The organism is Paenibacillus jilunlii (assembly GCF_900102965.1).
In the GTDB taxonomy this organism is placed as follows: domain Bacteria; phylum Bacillota; class Bacilli; order Paenibacillales; family Paenibacillaceae; genus Paenibacillus_AQ; species Paenibacillus_AQ jilunlii.
Genome location: NZ_FNGM01000014.1, coordinates 130,023 through 147,437, shown reverse-complemented (window position 1 = coordinate 147,437; position 17,415 = coordinate 130,023). Strand labels below are relative to the sequence as shown.

Annotated in this window: 15 protein-coding genes; 6 read left to right on the top strand and 9 right to left on the bottom strand. The window is 52.2% G+C overall.

All coding sequences use genetic code 11. From position 1 onward, the window contains the following. The first annotated feature begins 25 nt into the window (after positions 1-25). Positions 26-148 carry a putative holin-like toxin gene (locus BLQ82_RS32765; RefSeq protein WP_233476278.1) on the top strand — a complete coding sequence of 41 codons (123 nt, stop codon included), beginning with the start codon at positions 26-28 and terminating at the stop codon, positions 146-148. A 194-nt stretch (positions 149-342) separates the two neighbouring features. Here the strand turns inward: BLQ82_RS32765 and BLQ82_RS22230 are convergent, their stop codons facing one another. Further along, positions 343-1,038, bottom strand: coding sequence for a TorD/DmsD family molecular chaperone (locus tag BLQ82_RS22230; protein WP_039838475.1), 696 nt, complete (start codon positions 1,036-1,038; stop codon positions 343-345). 393 nt (positions 1,039-1,431) lie between these two features. Between BLQ82_RS22230 and moaA the strand changes: the two genes are divergently transcribed. Next, positions 1,432-2,433 carry a GTP 3',8-cyclase MoaA gene (gene moaA / locus BLQ82_RS22225; protein ID WP_062521180.1) on the top strand — a complete coding sequence of 334 codons (1,002 nt, stop codon included), beginning with the start codon at positions 1,432-1,434 and terminating at the stop codon, positions 2,431-2,433. Positions 2,434-2,808: 375 nt separating this feature from the next. Here moaA and BLQ82_RS22220 read toward each other — a convergent pair whose 3' ends face one another. From BLQ82_RS22220 to BLQ82_RS22210, 3 genes are all read right to left on the bottom strand, one after another. Next, a complete protein-coding gene (locus BLQ82_RS22220; protein ID WP_062521178.1) occupies positions 2,809-4,119 on the bottom strand; it encodes a helix-turn-helix domain-containing protein in 1,311 nt (436 codons plus the stop codon). A 659-nt stretch (positions 4,120-4,778) separates the two neighbouring features. Continuing rightward, positions 4,779-6,173 carry a helix-turn-helix domain-containing protein gene (locus BLQ82_RS22215; protein ID WP_208810729.1) on the bottom strand — a complete coding sequence of 465 codons (1,395 nt, stop codon included), beginning with the start codon at positions 6,171-6,173 and terminating at the stop codon, positions 4,779-4,781. Positions 6,174-6,349: 176 nt separating this feature from the next. Next, positions 6,350-6,967, bottom strand: coding sequence for a LysE/ArgO family amino acid transporter (locus BLQ82_RS22210; protein WP_062521176.1), 618 nt, complete (start codon positions 6,965-6,967; stop codon positions 6,350-6,352). A 265-nt stretch (positions 6,968-7,232) separates the two neighbouring features. On the opposite strand from BLQ82_RS22210, the gene BLQ82_RS22205 reads away from it, so the two are divergent. The 3 genes from BLQ82_RS22205 (at position 7,233) to BLQ82_RS22195 (ending at position 10,701) form a co-directional block, all read left to right on the top strand. Continuing rightward, positions 7,233-8,846, top strand: a complete 1,614-nt coding sequence (locus BLQ82_RS22205; protein WP_062521174.1) for an aminotransferase-like domain-containing protein — start codon at positions 7,233-7,235, stop codon at positions 8,844-8,846. A 477-nt stretch (positions 8,847-9,323) separates the two neighbouring features. Beyond that, entirely contained in the window at positions 9,324-9,929 is a 606-nt protein-coding gene (locus tag BLQ82_RS22200; protein ID WP_062521172.1) for a TetR/AcrR family transcriptional regulator, read from the top strand. A gap of 28 nt (positions 9,930-9,957) precedes the next feature. Then, positions 9,958-10,701: an SDR family oxidoreductase gene (locus tag BLQ82_RS22195; protein WP_062521171.1), complete on the top strand. Its 744-nt coding sequence runs from the start codon at positions 9,958-9,960 to the stop codon at positions 10,699-10,701. On the opposite strand, the gene BLQ82_RS22190 is transcribed toward BLQ82_RS22195, so the two are convergent. The 5 genes from BLQ82_RS22190 to BLQ82_RS22170 all read right to left on the bottom strand — a co-directional run bounded on the left by BLQ82_RS22190 (position 10,698) and on the right by BLQ82_RS22170 (position 15,784). Next, entirely contained in the window at positions 10,698-11,759 is a 1,062-nt protein-coding gene (locus BLQ82_RS22190; protein ID WP_062521169.1) for a sensor histidine kinase, read from the bottom strand. The two genes, BLQ82_RS22195 and BLQ82_RS22190, sit on opposite strands and share 4 nt — an antisense overlap. Further along, on the bottom strand, positions 11,760-12,437 hold the full coding sequence (locus tag BLQ82_RS22185; protein ID WP_062521167.1) for a response regulator transcription factor: 678 nt from the start codon (positions 12,435-12,437) through the stop codon (positions 11,760-11,762). It abuts the gene before it with no gap. Further along, entirely contained in the window at positions 12,367-14,232 is a 1,866-nt protein-coding gene (locus BLQ82_RS22180; RefSeq protein ID WP_062521166.1) for an ABC transporter ATP-binding protein, read from the bottom strand. Before BLQ82_RS22180 ends, BLQ82_RS22185 begins: the two co-directional genes overlap by 71 nt. A gap of 92 nt (positions 14,233-14,324) precedes the next feature. Next, positions 14,325-14,990, bottom strand: coding sequence for a molybdenum cofactor guanylyltransferase (gene mobA, locus BLQ82_RS22175; protein ID WP_062521164.1), 666 nt, complete (start codon positions 14,988-14,990; stop codon positions 14,325-14,327). Between the two features lie 560 nt (positions 14,991-15,550). Next, entirely contained in the window at positions 15,551-15,784 is a 234-nt protein-coding gene (locus BLQ82_RS22170) for a hypothetical protein (RefSeq protein ID WP_062521162.1), read from the bottom strand. Positions 15,785-15,978: 194 nt separating this feature from the next. Between BLQ82_RS22170 and BLQ82_RS22165 the strand changes: the two genes are divergently transcribed. Then, complete coding sequence (locus tag BLQ82_RS22165; protein ID WP_062521160.1) at positions 15,979-17,211, top strand: MFS transporter; 1,233 nt, start codon at positions 15,979-15,981, stop codon at positions 17,209-17,211. Positions 17,212-17,415: the final 204 nt, after the last annotated feature.

Here is a 17,415-nt window from a genome sequence, read left to right as displayed (position 1 = left end):
TCACACAAGCAATGGAAAGGCTTATATGGGCGGTCGGCTAAGCTCCCTGAAGGGAGGTGAGGCCATGGAGGTCTATCAGGCGTTGTCCCTGATGTTCATGTTCGGCATGTTCATCATAGCACTGCTTAACTACCTCAAAAAGAAATAGACCGCCCTGTCCAAAGGAAACGGTCTATCTCTTGACTATTTTTCCGAAAGCCACCGCCCTTAAAAGCGGCTGTTGCACCGGGGAACCGTGTTAGCGCACGGTTCTCTTTATTTTACGCTTGTTCTGGCTCTATTATAACATGCTGATCCTGTATTTCAATCGCTCACGCTAGATAATTCCCAGCCCAGCTCCCTTTAGGCCATTGTAGCCGCGCTGCTCTCCAGCGAAGTCTTCCAGGCGCGCAGCATCTGCAGATCCTGCGGCAGGAATTCCTCCAGCATATGGCTGAGTCCAAGATAGAGCGGACTATCCGTTGCGGCATTCAGCCGCTCGCAGAACTGCGGTGTCCATTTCAGCAGATGCTCTTCCAGGAAACGCTCCTGAATCTCCAGCAGTTCCATCGCACTGCGGATGGAGAAGCTGTTGTACAGCATCCGCTCATGCATTACTGCCATGAATTCCAGCTCTATGGAAATATGATCATCGGCTTCACCGCCGCATTTCTTGAAGACAATTCCCGCCGAAGCATACACATCGGAGAGCACGTTGCAGAATTCTTCCTCACGGCCCAGCTCGGCTGCTTCACGTGCCACAATAGTGCTGGCTGCACGCTCATTCATCAGGCGCATGTATTCACGGTTCTCCCGCTCGCAGATCTGCGGGAGCGCTGAAGGCTCCTGGCTGCAAAGGTACCGTTTCAGCTCACGTCCGCCTTCCGTCATCTCCGCTGCGACACCAAGCTGGCGGTTGCGAATCCACTGGGCGACCAGCGACAGACTAGGCTTGCGCCCATAAAAATCCACTAATAATTGATATATTAATCCCCGGCTATCCAACCAACGGCTGAATGCCTCCGGCACGACGAGCGATGGAACAGTAGGTATAGTCATTTTGCAAATCCTCCCTATTGGTTTGCCGGGCGCTTATCGCTTGTCTCTTGCAAGGCGGGCGTTATCCGGTCTAATCAAAGCTGTGCTCTTCGCAAAAGTGAGTGGAATATAAACTGATAATACTTCCGCACCTAGATTATATCGGAAATGTGAAGCGCTTTCGGTGAGCATTCTATGACCATTCCCCGAAATTGTCGCACTTCTGTCATAATTGGCCTTTGCCATTTCGTTTTCATCACATATTATTTAGGTTGTCTTGTTTCTATCCGTTACAGCCTGTGTTCACCCCCTTTCCATTTCATTAAGTGCACACTGCCACAACTATGCGCATTGACGCGGCTGTCAACAATCTTTAAAATTTAAAATAAAAATACATGGTGAAGGGAGCACAACATGGAACCCTTGACGGACCCTTTTGGACGACTGCATGATTACATGCGCATATCGGTTACAGACCGCTGCAACCTGCGCTGCATTTATTGTATGCCTGCGGAAGGAATGCAATTCCAGCCTCAGGACGAGATTATGAGCTATGAAGAAATTACCGCTGTTGTGGAGGCGCTCGCCCCTCTGGGGCTGAGCAAAATCCGTCTGACCGGAGGCGAGCCCCTGGTACGCAAGGATTTGGACAAGCTTGTCTCCATGATTGCCGCCATCCCGGGCATTGAGGATATCTCCCTTACCACCAACGGCCTGATGCTTCCCGCCAAAGCCGCCCTGCTCAAGCAAGCGGGCCTGTCACGGGTGAACATCAGCCTGGATTCCCTGCGCCAGGACCGTTTTGCCATGATCACCCGCGGCGGGGAAGTCGCCAAAGTGCTGAAGGGGATTGAAGCCGCTGAGGCGGCGGGCCTCTCGCCGATCAAGCTCAATGTAGTGCTCATGAAGGGCATCAACGATGATGAGATCAAGGACTTCATCTCGCTGACCCTGAACAGCCCGCTGAATGTGCGGTTCATTGAATATATGCCCATTGGCAGCGCAAGCGACGCCTGGCGCCAGACGTATCTGCCGCTGGAAACCGTAGTTGAAGCCTGCCATGAAGCAGGCTGGGCCACGGAAGAGGCAGACATGCCGTCCGGCAACGGCCCTTCACAGAACCGGCGGGTGGTCGGTGCGCGCGGAACCTTCGGGCTGATCCATCCCGTCAGCGAGCATTTCTGCGACAACTGCAACCGGCTGCGCCTTACGGCAGACGGGCATATCAAGGCCTGCCTCTACTGGGCGGATGAATACAATGTGCGTCCTCTGACCAGCGATCCCGCAGCCGTGCAGGCCTTATTCCGCAAAGCCTTGGGCAACAAGCCGCATAACCACGAAATGGCGCTCGCCTTGGAGCGTAAGGCGCAGAGTAATACCCCGACCGTGCGGCGCATGTCGCAAATCGGGGGGTAGGCGGTCACGAAAACCTATAAATCCTTATATTTTTAAATAAACGGCAGGGCCATCCTTATCGGATCGCACTGCCGTTTATTTGGATGTAACACAATTATACTCAGCCCGGGTTGCTCACTTGTACGCTGCACGACATCTAAATTGCTTGCCCCCGCACATTCCGGACTCAGAAGACCTCATTTTGCGAAATGAGGCTTATTTTACCGTGATGCGGACTCAGAAGACCCTATTTCAAGAAAAATAGCCCAAATTCATGCACGGTAGACCATTTAACGGATTCTGAGTCCGCATAGCCATAAAAGTGACCTGTTTTTGCAAAATAACGCTTCTCCTGTCCGCATTAAGCTGCCTTCAGCTCACTTGGCATTAAGTCCCCTAGGTGCTTGCTATATTGATCTCAAAATCCACCGATATCGTACCTTTAATCACGTTGCGGTCATGATCGACTTCAGCAGAAAGATCTACGCTTCTCATGGCGATTTCTTTGGCCCCAAAGCGTCTGCGGGCTAAGTAATAGGTAGCCAGTTCGCTGCGGAACCGGGCGTGGTGATCATCGGTGACATGTTTATCGCGTTTAGTAAATATACCTGAGTATCTACGATAAGGAATATATGATGAAAAGCGCTTCAAAATGTGGTCCACATCCCAATGATAGCGGTTAGCTGTCTCTACAATCTTATACAAGGCTGTAAAAATCTCATTTTCCCTTTTCGAGACGAAATCGACATACTCGTCCAACACCTCTTTTTGTCCATCCATCAAGCGATTTAAATAAGTATTGGCCGTCCCCCACTCTTTAAATTGGGCTACAATTCGATTTACCTCCTCACCCTCCTCCTGTATCCAGCTTCCATCTGTGTAGAGTGGCACAATTTCCAGAGCAGTCTTGTAATCCCCACGTTCCTCATAGGTACATGAACGCATAAGTTGTGCGTATAGAATATAAAAATATAACGGCCTTTCTAATGCTGTGGTGTTGTTATGCTTGTGGTTCGCCCGACTGCGTAAATTATATTGAATAGAAGCGAGTCGGTGCAATTCCTGTGTCAGTTCTTCTGCCTTCTCCCAATGATGTAGTGAATAATATACATGTACCAATTTCTTTATGGCATCCAACTGATGGGCCTCGTCCAGCCGATTTACATAGTACTCAAATAACGTAGCCTCTATCAAGTTCTGTTGAGGGTCATCCCCCAAAGCCATGACAAACAAACGATATTGGCAAAGCGCCAGCCGCTCCGAATGCTGATACTTTTCGCTGGCAGCCACATTCTTATATATGATTGCAGCAGCCTGATGCTTATCCTGCTGGAATAACTCTTCCGCCAGATCAAACAACAGTGGCGCATAGACCAAGTTGTCCAGCAGACTATTGACCAGTTGCTCAATGCAGTCCAGACGCTTAAGCTGCGCAGAACGCAGAATAAACGGCCGCAACCGCCGCCAAGTTGGTGCCGAATCATACAGACATTCATTTACATATTTACTGTAAAAATAGTCCTCTGCCAGCCCCATAGTCTGGGTGATCCGTTCCAAGTGGCTCATAGCCATCGCCTGCCGGCCTTTCATGATTCGGCTGAGTGTTCCGGAATGAATACCGCTGAGAGCAGCAAACCTGTTAATCGACAGATCCTCTTGTGCAAAGTAAGCCCATATCTCATCGCGAATTGTGACTGAATGCTCCAAGTCCATACCACCTTTATTCGTACTTATAATCAGGACAGAATATCTTTTATTTGAAATCCTATTTCTTACATAGTGAAAAATCCCACTTAAGCAGGCGGGCGTCTCTGTTGCATATGAATATTACTGTAATTGTTCAGCAATTTGTGCAGTTCTACAGATTGCCGAAGCCCTTAGGTGGCTGAAACCACTATACTGCATTTGCATCTGGTGAAGCTTGCGTCTTGCCCGAATAATGCGAATTCTAATGAATACAGTATTATTCATATCAGTTTCGCTTCCTCATTCAATATTTTAGATAATTATGTAAAATTATAAAGTTATAACATGGTTGCATCGCCTTAATAATTTACCGTGGTAAAGGAGTCGCAAAGGGGCTACTATAAAAAAGACGCCCCTGTTAACAGGAACGTCATTGATAAATTATTTGTTAATGTATTTTTATGATGAAAACAGAAACAAGATATAGCAGTATTAGCGACTCAATATATAAAGAAGATTTTTCTTAATTGATCCAGGTAGCAATTTTAAATTTTGCTTTTAGAATTTCTGGACTTTAAGCTCCGCCACCACCATGTCCCATCGGTTGAATGAGCAATTGGGAAGTGTCTGCTTCTACAGTTTTAACAGTACCATTAGGCAAAATAATTAAAACAGCTAAGCTACATGAAGCTAACAGCAATATGATTTTTTTTACCATACAAATTTTGCACCTCTCTTATCAAAAGTTTATATTGAGCCTTCTCTGCTTCTGCTGCTATGTGCCGATATCGTTCAAATAGGTCGACACATCTGATGACAATAGCCTCATTATTTATCTTAGTTGAATACTTCAAACTATGTAGTATATAGTAAATTCCTTCTTTTCGTTGACTGTGCAAATAATATTCTGCTAACTCAGCAAGGAAACTAGCATACTGGTTTGCTATTACTTGCTGACTGTACTCGCCAAACTCAGTTTGATGAACCCGGTAAGGGATATAGGCAGAAAAACGCTCCAAAATGTGATCGACGTTCCAAGAATATCGATTGGCTGATTTAATAACATTAAAGAGAGCTGTAAATATTTCGCCTTTCCTAGTGGAAATATAATCAACATAATCAGGCAAGACTTCCAATTGCCCACTCAACAAGCGATATAAATAAGTATTAGCCCTTCCCCATTCTTGAAATTGGGCTAAGGTTCGTTTCACTTCCTCGTTTTCTTCTTGTATCCAACTTCCATCCGTATAAATGGGTACAAGATCTAAAGCCGAATTGTAATCCCCACATTCCTCGTACACAATCGATCGCATAAGGTGCGCATATAGTATATAAAGGCATAACGGCTTTTCAGGTTTTTTTTCCTCTTTGAATCTACCTTCTGAATTATACTGAAGATCGTATCTGATCTTAGCAAGCCTTAGTAATTCTTGAGCTAACTCCTCCATCTTGCCCCACTGTTGCAGTGAATAATAAACATTCATTAAATGCTTCAAAGCATCCAACTGATCCGCCTCATCCAACCGGGGCACATAAGGTTCGAACAGCGTCGCCGCCCGCAGGTTCTCGCTCTGGTCGTCACCAAGCGCAATACGGAATAAGCGGTACTGGCACACGGCAAGACGTTCGGAATACTGGTATTTCTCGCTGGCGCTCACATTCTTATATAACAATGCTGCCGCCTGCCACTGCCCTTGCCCGAATAATCCTTCAGCCACCTCAAACAGCGTAGGGACATTGTTCAGATTGTCGAGCAGAATTTGCACCATGCGTTCGATACAATCCATACGCCCAAGCTCAGCACAGCGGATCATAAACGGCCGCAGCCGCCGCCAGGTGGGTGCCGAATAATAGAAGCATTCATCTACATACAAGCTGAAAAAGTGATCTTCCACCTCCCCCATCCCTTTGGTCATCAACTCCAGGTGACTCATGGCTATCGGCTGATTGCCTTTTACAATCCGGCTGAGTGTCCCGGAATTAATGCCGCATCTGTCTGCGAACTGATTAATGGACAAGCTCTGCTCAGATAAATAGTCCGCTAGCTGATCTCGAATCGTGGCTGTAGACTCCAAGGATACACCTCCTTTCGAAATCCCAAAAAATAGGTTTTTGTCTGTATAACTGTAATCCTATGTGATAATATTCCAATGGTCAATATACCAGATTAGTCTAAAAAGTGAACACAGCAAAATATTTTAAAATTTAGGCAATAGGGTTGCCATTTCCTTATGAAACAAGGAGATACACGTCAAAATGACCGCCAGAGCTGTACTCCCATGTACACCGCAATGGCCCAAATCAACAGTGCTGAAACTGTGTTCAGCAGCCGGATCACCCTGCCGGAGGAATCCAATCTGCCCAGCACCCGGCCGGCTGCCGCAAGGCTCACAAACCACATCCAGGAGACCCCCGCCGCGGCTGCCGCAAACGCCCAGCGTTCAGCACCGGTATACTGCAGGGAATTGGTGCCGATGACACCCACCGTATCCAACAGCGCATGCGGGTTCAGCAGAGATACAGAAAGGGCATAGCCCACCTGGCCTTTTAGCGAGAGTACCCGTACCTCCCCGTCCCCCTCTCCCGGCGCTGCGTTCCAGATTTTCCAGCCCATGATACACAGAAATAGGATTCCCGCACCGTACACGATGGGCGTAACCCATTCCACGGAGAGCAGAACGAGCGAAATTCCACCGACGGCCGCGGCAATCAGCAGCGTATCACATACAGCCGCCGTAAGAACTACAGGCACCACTCTGCGGAACCGGGGCTGAAGCGCCCCTTGGTTAAAAACAAATATATTCTGTACGCCCAGCGGCAAAATCAGCCCAAAGGCTAATAGGATTCCATGCACAATAGCTTCCAGCATTAGTCTGCTCCTCTCAGTCTGCTTGTGGATGATTAAAGTTGGTGAACAGCGGGACTATTTTTGAACGCGGTATTCACTGCCATTTTCCTCCGCAGGATTGATCGTACACCGCGATGGCAGAGTTCGTAACCAGCCAAATTCTCCAAGTACCTCCCAACCAAACTAATGAGTCCAGGCCAAAGGTGGTATACTCCAGATAAAAGAACTCCTGCCAGAACCGGCCTCGCTGTTCTTAACAAAAGACCTTCACAAAGGAGCTGGCATTTTGACCAACCGGCATCAAAAGGAACAGGCACCGGGCAGATCATGGACACCGGACCCGGCATCAGCGCTGCCGCTGCACAGGCAAATTTCCAATCATTATATGGACAAAATCAGAAGTGGCGCTTGGCCGCCCGGAATGCGGCTGGCCCCGCAGCGCGAGCTGTGCCGCCAGCTGGGTGTGAACCGCAGCACAGTGGTGACGGCGCTGGGCGAGCTGGCGGCGCTGGGACTCATCGAGGGCAGGCGGGGCGGCGGGACCCGTGTGGCCGATTTACGGAGCACCGCGGACGGGGCAGTTTCGCCCGGTGACCGAGCTTCGGCCAGTGAACGAACGGCTTCATCAGGTGACGGGGCGGCTTTGGCCGGTGACCGAGCGCCTTCGTCCAGTGACGGCGCAGGGATGGATATATTGCCAATCCAGCCTGCCGGAAGCTGGAATTCATATGTCGAAGAGGGCGTCCACTATCCCAACCTGCCTACGGTGCAGGATATCAACCGCCTGGAGTATGAGCAGGGGCTGATCCGTCTTGGTACCGGTGAGCCGTCGCCCGGGCTGCTGCCCGGTGAGGCCATGACCCGTATGCTGGCTGAGCTTTCCCGGAAGACGCTGCCGCCGCTCTCCTATGAAGAACCCCTCGGCAGCCCGGGGCTGCGGAGTGCGGTAAGCTCCGAGCTTGCGAAGAACGGCATACAGGCTGATCCGGACTCGATTCTGATCACCTCTGGAGCGCTCCAGGGCCTACAGCTGATAGCGGTTGGCCTTTTGCCGCGCGGCTCTACCATCCTGCTGGAAAAGCCCTCCTATCTCTATTCGATCCATGCCTTCCAATCCGCCGGAGTGAAGTTCAGCGGCCTGCCCATGGATGAGCACGGGCTGCTGACGGACCGGCTGGCCAGGGAAGCCCGCCGGACCAAGGCGGCTATGCTGTACAGTATCCCGTCCTTCCATAATCCGACGGGAATTCTGATGGACGCCCAGCGGCGGCAAAAGCTTATGGATGTGACCGGCGGGCTTGGCCTGCCCATCCTGGAGGATGGAGCCTATCAGGAGCTCTGGCTCGACACGCCGCCTCCCCTCCCGCTAAAGGCGCTGGACCGCGAAGGCAGAGTGCTGCATCTCGGCACACTGTCGAAATCCGCCAGTCCGGGGCTGCGCATCGGCTGGATCGTTGGCCCGGAGCCTGTCGTGCGGCGGCTGGCTGACATTAAGATGCAGACCGACTACGGGGCAAGCTCGCTCTCGCAGCTTGCAGCCGCCCGTTGGCTGGAGGGCGGCTATCATGAAGAGCATCTGCAGCGCCTGCGGGCCAAGCTGCGGGTGCGGCGGGATGCTGCGCTTGCGCTGCTGGAGCGCCATTTTGCCGGACTGGCTGCATGGAACGTTCCGGCAGGCGGCTTCTACATCTGGCTGGCCCTGGACAAGCCGGTGCCGCTGCGGACGCTTTTCCGCGCGGCCCATAAGGCCGGGCTGCTGCTGAACACCGGCGATCTGTACGACCGGGGCGACAGCCGCCATCTGCGGCTGTCCTACGTCTACGCCTCGCCTACCGAACTGGAAACCGGCCTCCCCATATTGGCCGGGCTGATCCGCAAGCTCCGACAGCCCGGTTCTTGAACCGAACTACGGCTAAATTCACTATATGAGTTATCCTCAAAGGAACAAAACGGCTACGCTGGCCTTCACTGGACAGCGTAGCCGTTTGGGATTCTGGTTTAATGTGACCTGGAAGCCCCTTCACGAACTCTAAGGCAATACCAAGTGGAAAAAGGTTACCTAATTTGCTCAATCACCATGTACTCCACAGTCTAAGTGGAAAAAGGTTAACTAATCCAGCACCTCACGCCCCGGATGGCGGTATATCCCCCAATTAAGTTTCTTTTTTCCATTTAAATCTCAAGATTGTTGATTCCGAGGAGAAATAGGTTCCCTTTTTCCAACAAGCGCTGCAAGCAGCCATCCAACAGAACATTCTCCAGGAATTGTTGGTCATCGTTCTTGAGCATTGTGTAAGCTCTAATCAAATGACAAATAATATTATTTGTCATTTGATTATTTTAGTGATATGCTGTGTACATAGAGGAGGTCGAACCCGTGAGCAAATCAAGCTCCTTTTTGAGTAAAACAGAAATTATGGATGCCGCCGAGCAGACGCTGCGCCGATTCGGGCCTGACAAGACCTCGGTAACCGATGTAGCCAAGCTGCTGGGTGTCAGCCATGGCACGCTTTACCGCCATTTTCCCAGCAAAGCGGCTCTGAGGGAGGCGGTAACGGAGCGCTGGCTGGAAGAGCAGATCGTTGCCCCGCTGGAACAGATTGTGAAGGCCCCGGCAGACAATGCGCTGGCGCAGCTAAAGGTATATATTGCCCGGCTGATTGAGCTGAAGCTTCACTATGCCGAACAGGATAGTGAAATGTTCAAGATGTACACGGACGTTACTATGGAAGCTGCTGAGCTGATTGAGGTGCATATCCAGCGGATTATGGAGCAGATGGGCATTCTGATTGACAGAGGAATTCAACAGAAGCGGATTGCACAAAGCGCAGCGACCAGCTCGCTTGCCCGTTCGCTTTTTCATGCCACCTCCAGATTTCACCATCCGGCTCATGCCCATGAATGGCGGAGTGCCAGCATAGAGCAGGAATTCGAGCAGGTCTGGCAGCTTCTGGAACAGGGGCTTACCGCTTCAATTCATTAATTCCATAACATTTCAGGAGGAATATAAGATGAGTCAATCCCTGCAAGGTAAGGTTGCCATAGTTACCGGGTCATCGAGAGGTATTGGTCGGAGTGTCGCGGAGAGATTAGCGCAAGAGGGAGCTTCGGTTGTCATTAACTATTCAAGCAGCCCGAAACAGGCGGAAGAGGTGGTCCAGGGCATTCAAGCCCAAGGCGGAACCGCTGCTGCGCTTCAGGCCGACATCAGTAAGCCTGCACAGATTGAGCAGCTGTATAAGGATACCAAGGCATTGTTCGGAAAAATCGATATTGTGGTCAACAACGCGGGAATTATGATCAACAGCCTGATTGGAGAAGCCACCGAGGAACAGTTCGACAAACAGTTCGCAATTAACGTCAAAGGAACCTACTTCTCCTGCCAGCAGGCCTTCTTCCACCTGGAACAGGGCGGGCGCATCATCAACTTCTCCACTTCGGTCAATGGGCAGATGTTCCCGGCTTACAGTATTTATGCCGGTACCAAAGGTGCCGTGGAGCAGTTCACCCGCCAGCTCGCCAAGGAGTTCGGCAGCAAAGGCATCACCATCAACGCGGTTGCTCCCGGACCTGTTGCTACCGACCTGTTCCTGGAGGGCAAATCCGAAGCACAGCTTGAGGGGCTGAAGAAGTCCAATGCCTTCGGACGCCTGGGCCAGCCGGAGGATATCGCCGGAGTGGTCAGCTTCCTCGCCGCAGAACAGTCGGGATGGATCACCGGCCAGACGCTGCGCGTGAATGGCGGATTTATCTAAGACTGCATAGGCAAAACCACTACACAAGCCGTCCCCTCTCCGGGGCGGCTTGTGATGGTTATGCTGCCATCATGGATGTCCACGATTTTTTTGACCAGAGATAAGCCAAGGCCGCTTCCGCCGCCGCTGGTGCTTCTAGCTTTGTCCACCTTATAGAAACGCTCGAAGATGCGGGGCAGCTCGTCCTCGGCAATCCCGATGCCGTTATCCTTAATTTCGACTTCCACCCGGTTATCCAGGGGCCGCAGACGGACCGTAATCATCCCGCCCTGGGGAGTGAATTTGATACTGTTATGCAGCAGGTTGGTCCATACCTGGCTCAGCAGGTCTTTTACAGCTTGGACAGTTACCTCATCTAGCTCAGCCTCGACGTCGATATTCTTGCCCAGCCACTGCGGCTCACAGGCCAGAATCATCTCCTGGAGCTGCTTATCCAGCCGGTACGCGGTACGCTCGAACGGAAAGCTCTCCGCCTCCAGCGCTGACAGCTTCAGCAGATTGTCGCTGAGGCCGGAGAGGCGGCTGCCCTCTGCTTCAATAATGTCGAGATAATGAGCCCTACTCTCTGCACTCAGCCCTTCATCCCTCAAGGCGCGGGCGAACCCGCGGATCGAGGTAAGAGGTGACTGAATCTCATGCGAGACATTGGAGATAAAGTCCTGGCGCATCGTTTCCATCCGGCTCAGCTCGCTGGCCATTTCGTTGATGCCTTCGACAATACTGCCAAATTGCCCGTAGCGCCTGTCGTTCTCCAGCTCCACCTTGAAATTCCCCTTGGAAATTTGCCGAATCGCTGTAATAATCGGGATATAAAAGGCTCGCTCATCTCCTCTCAGGCGTCCGATCAGCCCTGCGATGCCGGCCAGCAGCATTAGAATGAGAAACTGCAGCACCATCGTCAGCAATTGGAACCTATAGGGTGTAAGGGACCAGTTAAAATGCTTCTCCAGCAGCTTTAGTCCGAAATACCCGCCGTTCCAGGAAAGATAGAAGCCTGCGATGATCATGATTATCCCCATGACCGCTCTCACAATCTCTCCGGCTCTGCTTCTGCTCATCTATTTATCCCCCTCCAGGCGGTAGCCCAGACCACGGACCGTACGAATGGCAAAGCCATAGTCCTCCGCGGGAAAACGGTCACGCAAACGGCCCACATGCACATCCAGCGTGCGTTCATTTCCTTCAAAATCATATCCCCAGATCTCTTCAATCAGCCGGTCACGCGTCAGCGTCTGCCCTGGATAGCTGGCCAGTTTGAACAGCAGCTCAAACTCCTTCAGCGGCAGTGTAATGCTTCCCTGATCCGCGGTCACCTCGTAGGTTTTGCGGTTCATGCGCAAATTGCCGACATTGACGCTCTGTGCGGCAGAAATCTGGTACCGCTTCAGCAGGGCTTTGACCCTGGCGATCAGCACCGGAGGCTCGAACGGTTTGACCAGATAATCGTCGGTTCCCAGCTCGAAGCCTTTGACGATCTGCGAGGTTTCGCCTTTGGCCGTCAGCATCAGAATCGGAATATCATAGCTCCGGCGCAGCGCCTTGCACAGCTCCCAGCCATCCATATTCGGCATCATGACATCAATGACCGCAAGATCTACTCCATTGTCCTCCAGCAGCCGCAGCGCCTCGATGCCATCGGAAGCACCGTATACCTCCTCCATCCCTTCAGCTCTCAAAAAGACTTCCACCAATTCGCGGATGTGCGGATCGTCGTCCACTACCAGGATTTTGGCCATTTTTCGCAGAACCCTCCTTTTCACCGCCGTCCGGAAGCACCGGTATATTCAATTGCAGCTGCTGTTCAGCAAACTCCCGGTACAGCTCATGCTCCCGCAGCAGTTCTGCATGTGTTCCCCTGCCGGTAATCCGGCCCTTCTCCATAAAGATAATCTGATCGGCATTTACAACTGTCGCCAGCCGGTGCGCAATGACAATCGTCGTCCGTCCCTTCATCAAGTTGGACAAGGCTTTTTGTACCACTGCCTCCGACTGGCTGTCGAGACTTGCGGTCGCTTCGTCGAGCATCAGAATCTTCGGATCACGCAGCAGCGCCCGGGCAATGGCGATCCGCTGGCGCTGTCCGCCGGACAGCTTCACCCCGCGTTCGCCGACATCGGTATCATAGCCGTGCGGAAGCTCGCTGATGAAGCCGTCGGCGTAGGCCATCGCCGCAGCACGGCGCAGTTCATCCACGCCAACCTCCCGGTTCAGGCCATAAGCGAGGTTGTCGGCAATCGTGCCGGAGAGCAGCGGGCTTTCCTGAGAAACGTAGCCGATCTGCTTGCGCCAGGAACGCAGAGAGAAATTGGATATCGGCTTCGCCCCCAGCTTGATCACCCCGCTCTGCGGTTCATAGAACCGTTCCAGCAGCGAGAAGAGCGTCGTTTTGCCGCCGCCGCTCGGTCCGACAATCGCCGTAACCTGACCCGGCAGCATGGAGAAGCTTACCCCGCTGAGCACCGGGTCGCCTATTGTGTAGCCAAAGCTCAAATTATCGATCACAATGGGTTCTTCCGCTCCCTTGGCTTCCTCGACCCCTTCATAGATCTCCTCATCGGCCGCAAGGGTCTCTATGATCCGTTCAGAAGCACCCTTGGCTTTTTGCATCTGGGTGAAGAACTGGGTCAGTTGGGTCAGCGGCATCACGATCTGAATCAAATACAGGATAAACGCAACCAATTCCCCGGCCGTGAGCGCGCCGGAGGACACCTGCATTCCGCCGTAGCCGATGACGACGACGAGCAGCATCATGAATACGAAGGAGACCAGCGGACTGATCATGGCGCTGATTTTGCCCTCACGGATGCCGAAGGACAACAGGTTCATGATTCCGGTGCGCCCGGCTTCATATTCTTTCTGTTCTGCGCCGGAGGATTTCACCAGCCGGATCTCGGACAAGACGCCGCTGAGCGTAGCGGTAAAGGATGCGGTTTCGTCCTGCGTACCCTTGGAGATTTTGTACATCTGCCGGCCCAGCGGCACCAGAATCAGTGCGGACAACGGGAGTACGGTGAACAGCACCAGCGTCATTTGCCAGTTCAGATAGAGCAGTACAGCAATGGAGCCGACGATGGAGATGACCCCGGTGAACAGACTCGCTAAATGTTCTGAAATCAGAGTCTTGATAATTCCTGTGTCGTTCGTCATCCGGCTGACACTCTCTCCGGTGCGGTTGTCGTTGTAGTAAGCCACCGGCAGTACGAGAAATTTACGCCACAACCGGTCCCGCAGTCCCGCAACAGCCTTCTGTCCGACATAATTCAACAGGTAGATCGAGACCCCTCCGGCAATGGTCTGGGCAATAAAAGCCCCGGCAATCCCGGCAATCTGCAGCTTGCTGACCGAAGCCAGGGAAAAGCCGTCGACCAGATTCTTGGTGAACATGGGAATCACAAGACCCACCAGGGTCGATATCACGCTAAGCGCAACAGCAAACGCCAAGAGCCCATACGAAGGCTTGGTGCCGTGCAGCAGTTTCAGAAAAGACTTCAAGGACGCCCCCTGCTTCTTGCCAGATTGATTATTGTTCATGGATGTTCCCCTTCTCCGGCGGATCGATGTCAGGGACCTGCGGGGTCCCCTGCCGCCTTGACTCTACTATAACCCGGCTATGTAAACTGAAATTAAACAGAGGAATCATCCGCCGGTGTGGAAACCAGCTTCACAGCCGCTGCATAATCCTCGGGTGTGTTCATGTTGTACAAAGGGGAAGGCCCTGACGGACCGCCCGTGAAGCATGCTTCGGGAATATAGAGCACCTCCAGAGCGTCCAGGCATTCCATGACTTTGAACCGCCGCCCGTGCAGCGCTTGTTCCAGAACCGGCAGCACACGTTTATGGTAGAGCCCCAGCAGGGGCTGAACACGGCCGGTGACGGACTCTGGAACCGCAGCGTCTATCTGCAGGCCACCTCCGGTATAATCGGGTGTAAGATCCCGGCTGGGTCCCGCAACCGCACTCATCATATACCGCATAAATTCCGCTGAAGCAAACGGCAGATCACAGGCAGCCACCACACTCCATTCCGTGGGTGATTGGTGCAGCGCCGCATGAAGTCCGGCCAGCGGGCCGCAGCCCGGATAAAGGTCCGGCACTTGGGGCAGCCCCAAAAACCGGTATTCCTCCCGCTCCTGCTCCCCGCAGGCTATGACCGGACCTGCGGCCACCTTGGACAGCTCATCCGCCAGGCGGGCAATGACCGGTCTGCCCTCAAGGTCGAGCAGCGCCTTATCGCGCCCCATACGTCTGGAATATCCCCCAGACAGCAAAATCCCCGTAAACTGTGGCATCTTTTCTCCTCCCGGCTCCCCGTATTCACAGCATTCTGAGGTTATCGTATCAGACTTTACAGCGGGAGAACAGCAGACACTTGCAGCAGAACAGGAACAAACCGGATATGCCGTCCTTGTCTGAATAGATTTCAGTTTAGCGTTGCCTGGAGAACCTTTTGAGTTCTTCGGAAATTTCAAGTGGAAAAAGGTTAACTAATGGCTCGGGCAACATCCGTACCCCACCGGCCAAGTGGAAAAAGGTTAACTAATTCTGCCGGTTTTGCTCCTAACGGAGTAATATCGCCTAATTAAGTTTCCTTTTTCCACCTAATTCTTACAATTGTTGATTTGTGGGAGAAATAAGTTCCCTTTTTCCAACTGGCACTGCTCCCCCGCTTCTTAGTACGTGTTAGTTGGAAAAAGGCTATACAATCCGGCTAATTTCCACCCGTTTGAGTGAATTCGCTGAATTCGCGCCTACTTATCCCCAACTTTATACACATTTTATCCACAACAAAGAGAAATCATAGTTTCCTATATAGTAAAAAAACAGACTGTTGATTTTGCAGAGGTCTGTGCTACTCTATGTTCGGAGGGAACGCTGTCATCCGGCAGCCGGAGCGGCTGGCAACCCATGCATCGCTCCCGACCGTTCCCGACACAGGAACCCTTATTTTACTGGAACCTGCCTGTTCAGCCATACTTGCGGACAGCGGCAGCGCAGCGATTCTCCAATGGCAGAGAAACGCTGCGCTGCTGCCTTTTTGTGTGCGGTGCCGATTGGCAGCAAAGCCAAAGCCGCTTCTGCACAAAATACTCTGCTTACTGGACAGCCCCCATCCGGCCCAGAGAAAGCTATGCTTGTAACAGAAAAAAACGAACAGTTGGAAATCTGATCAAAAGTTGGTTTGTATCCCTTTTCAACAAGTGTTACAGTGGTAGAAGCAGCCTCTTCAGGGCAGCTATGAATAATGTAAGGCATTTGGCAGGAAAGGAGTGCCCAATTTTGCGGGAGAACCTTGATAAGCAGTTTTCCTTCACCTCATTGAAGTGGTTCAACTTCTTCTTGTATGGAACGGTCGTTCTCTTCTCCAGCTTCTTTCCCCTTTATCTGCAGGAAGTGGGAATGAACAAGCTAGAGATTGGGAGCTTGATGTCGGTTGGGGCGCTTGTCTCCATTATTGCCAATCCCTTCTGGGGCATCTGGACTGACCGGTATCAGAATATCCGGCGGATTGTCCTGCTGATGCTCACAGGCACGCTGGTATTATCCCAGGTCGTATTCCAGGCAAATACATATGAAATGATTTATGTCTCCATACTGTTTTTCTATTTCTTCCAGGGTCCGCTGTTTGCCGAGAGCAACACGATGATTCTGAGCTACATTGATGGCACGAAGCACCGCTTCAGCTCATTCCGGCTGTGGGGATCGCTGGGCTGGGCTTTTACCGCCATCCTGGCTGGACCTGTGATTGAGTGGGCCGGTGTATCCGTGCTTTCCTATCTTTTTGCGGCGCTGCTCTGTGCAGCCATGATCTCGCTGATTGTCCTGCCCAGGCTCGACCATTCCATCGGCATTGCGCCGCTGCCGTTCAAGGGCTTCCGCCAGATTTTTTATCATCCGTTTTTTCTGAGCTTTATTTTCTTCGGGATTCTGGTTTCGATTCCCAATACAATGAACAATACCTTCGTCTCCCTGTACATTACAGAGCTTGGGGGCAGCAAGACTATGATCGGTCTGGCGGTGTTTCTCTCCTCGATTCTGGAGGTGGCTGTTCTTGTCCTGTGCGACCGTTACCTGAAACGCAGCATTCCGGTGCTGCTCGGCTGGCTCGCACTGGTCAGCGCACTATTCGTCTTGCGCTGGTGGCTGATGGCTGATGCGACAACTCCGCTGCAGGTTGCCTTTATTCAAATTCTGCATTGCGTTACGTTCGGCGGGTTCTTCTATGTCGGCACCCGGCTGACTATGCTGCTCGTTCCGAAGCCTTACCGTTCCTCGGGACAAGCGCTGTATACCCTGACCTGGAGCGGGATCTCGGGGATTATGGGCGGCGTTCTCGGCGGCTGGCTGTACCAGTATCTCGGTGCGCAGAGCATGTACCTGTCCGGCGTCTTTCTATCCCTGATCGGAACTCTGGGGTTCGGTGCCATGTGGCTGCTGGTCAGCCGTGGCGGCTATCACCCTCAGGACGAGCATAAGGAAGAAGATTGGAATGAAATCGAGCTGAACCGTTGAGGCTCGAAGCACCTTAAAATAATAGGTAAGCGTCAACATCGGCAGCAGGGAATTAGCCCCGCCGCCGGACAAACCCATCACAAACAGCAAGCAGCGGTTCTCCCATGATGGGAGAACCGCTGCTTCGGGTCCAATGCCGCGTGCATCGGCAGATACATCTGCGACGTCGTGCCGCTAGTAGAACGAGTGCCGGCAGCCATCAGG

Excerpts from the sequence above, each read along its gene's own strand:
- BLQ82_RS22210 (WP_062521176.1), bottom strand. The coding sequence starts at position 6,967 with ATGCTGGAAGCTATTGTGCATGGAATCCTATTAGCCTTTGGGCTGATT.
- mobA (WP_062521164.1), bottom strand. The coding sequence starts at position 14,990 with ATGCCACAGTTTACGGGGATTTTGCTGTCTGGGGGATATTCCAGACGT.
- BLQ82_RS22190 (WP_062521169.1), bottom strand. The coding sequence starts at position 11,759 with ATGAGCAGAAGCAGAGCCGGAGAGATTGTGAGAGCGGTCATGGGGATA.
- BLQ82_RS22195 (WP_062521171.1), top strand. The coding sequence starts at position 9,958 with ATGAGTCAATCCCTGCAAGGTAAGGTTGCCATAGTTACCGGGTCATCG.
- moaA (WP_062521180.1), top strand. The coding sequence starts at position 1,432 with ATGGAACCCTTGACGGACCCTTTTGGACGACTGCATGATTACATGCGC.
- BLQ82_RS22230 (WP_039838475.1), bottom strand. The coding sequence starts at position 1,038 with ATGACTATACCTACTGTTCCATCGCTCGTCGTGCCGGAGGCATTCAGC.
- BLQ82_RS22180 (WP_062521166.1), bottom strand. The coding sequence starts at position 14,232 with ATGAACAATAATCAATCTGGCAAGAAGCAGGGGGCGTCCTTGAAGTCT.
- BLQ82_RS22185 (WP_062521167.1), bottom strand. The coding sequence starts at position 12,437 with ATGGCCAAAATCCTGGTAGTGGACGACGATCCGCACATCCGCGAATTG.
- BLQ82_RS32765 (WP_233476278.1), top strand. The coding sequence starts at position 26 with ATGGGCGGTCGGCTAAGCTCCCTGAAGGGAGGTGAGGCCATGGAGGTC.